Source organism: Micromonospora sp. NPDC049580 (assembly GCF_040675595.1).
Taxonomy (GTDB): Bacteria; Actinomycetota; Actinomycetes; order Mycobacteriales; family Micromonosporaceae; genus Micromonospora.
The window spans coordinates 1-1,496 of sequence record NZ_JBFAPG010000791.1; the positions used below are offsets into that span (position 1 = coordinate 1).

Sequence of the window (1,496 nt, forward strand, 5' to 3'; positions counted from 1 at the left end):
CCTGCGGACGGTCCCGGCCGTCCGCAGGGCGGGACGAGGCGGGCAGCGCGACGCGCCCGTCGCGCGCCGTGACAGACTGACCGCTGTGTTGCGCTGGCTGACTGCAGGTGAATCGCACGGTCCCGCCCTCGTCGCGCTGATGGAGGGGGTGCCGGCCGGCATCGAGGTGAGCACCACCGAGATCGCGGGCGAGCTTGCCCGCCGTCGGCTGGGCTACGGCCGTGGTGCCCGGATGTCGTTCGAGCAGGACGAGGTCGAGGTGATCGGCGGGCTGCGGCACGGCGTGACCCTGGGCAGCCCGGTGGCGATCCGGGTGGGCAACTCCGAGTGGCCGAAGTGGCGCACGGTGATGGCCGCCGATCCCGTCGACCCCGACGAGCTGGCCCGGCAGGCCCGCAACGCGCCGCTGACCCGCCCCCGGCCCGGCCACGCCGACCTGGCCGGCATGCAGAAGTACGGCCACCACGACGCCCGGCCGATCCTGGAGCGCGCCAGCGCCCGGGAGACCGCCGCGCGGGTGGCCGTCGGCGCCGTCGCCAAGGCGCTGATCCGGCAGGCCCTGGGCATCGAGATCGTTTCGCACGTCGTCGAGCTGGGGCCGGTGGCCGCGAAGCCCGGGCTGCGCCCGACCCCGTCCGACGCCGACCGCATCGACGCCGACCCGCTGCGCTGCCTCGACCCGGAGGCCAGCGCCCTGATGGTCGCCGAGGTGGACGCCGCGAAGAAGGCCGCCGACACCCTCGGCGGCGTGGTGGAGGTGCTGGCGTACGGGGTGCCGCCGGGCCTGGGCAGTCACGTGCAGTGGGACCGCAAACTCGACGCCCGGTTGGCCACGGCGCTGATGTCGATCCAGGCGATCAAGGGGGTGGAGATCGGCGACGGGTGGCAGCAGGCCCGCTCCCGCGGCTCCGAGGCGCACGACGAGATCATCCCGTCGGCCACCGGCGTCCGCCGCGTCACCGACCGGGCCGGCGGGCTGGAGGGCGGCATCACCACCGGCGAGCCGCTGCGGGTGCGCGCCGCCATGAAGCCGATCTCCTCGCTGAACCGTGCGCTGGCCACCGTGGATGTCGTCACGGGCGAGCCGGCGACCGCCATCAACCAGCGCTCCGACGTCTGCGCGGTGCCCGCCGCCGCGGTCGTCGCCGAGGCGATGGTGGCGCTCGTGCTGGCGGAGGCGGCCACCGAGAAGTTCGGCGGTGACTCGGTCGCCGAGATCCGCCGCAACCTGGCCGGCTACCTCGACGCGTTGGTCATCCGCTGATGGCGCCGCTCGTGGTCCTGGTCGGGGCGCCCGGCTGCGGTAAGACCACCGTGGGGCAGGCGCTCGCCGCCACCCTCGGCGTGGAGTTCCGGGACACCGACGCCGACATCGAGCAGCTGGCCGGCAAGAGCATCCCGGAGATCTTCATCGACGAGGGTGAGGACCACTTCCGGGCCCTGGAGCGGGCCGCCGTGGCGGCGGGGGGGGCCCCCCCCCCCCGGGGGGGGGGGGG

2 protein-coding genes are annotated in these 1,496 nt (G+C 75.3%); both read left to right on the top strand.

Translation table 11 applies throughout. The features are described from left to right. Window positions 1-85: 85 nt before the first annotated feature. On the top strand, window positions 86-1,264 hold the full coding sequence (gene aroC, locus AB0J68_RS32115; RefSeq protein WP_354863178.1) for a chorismate synthase: 1,179 nt from the start codon (window positions 86-88) through the stop codon (window positions 1,262-1,264). Continuing rightward, window positions 1,264-1,496 (top strand): shikimate kinase (locus AB0J68_RS32120; protein WP_363942632.1); only part of this gene is annotated, 233 nt, incomplete at its 3' end. The genes aroC and AB0J68_RS32120, both read left to right, overlap by 1 nt.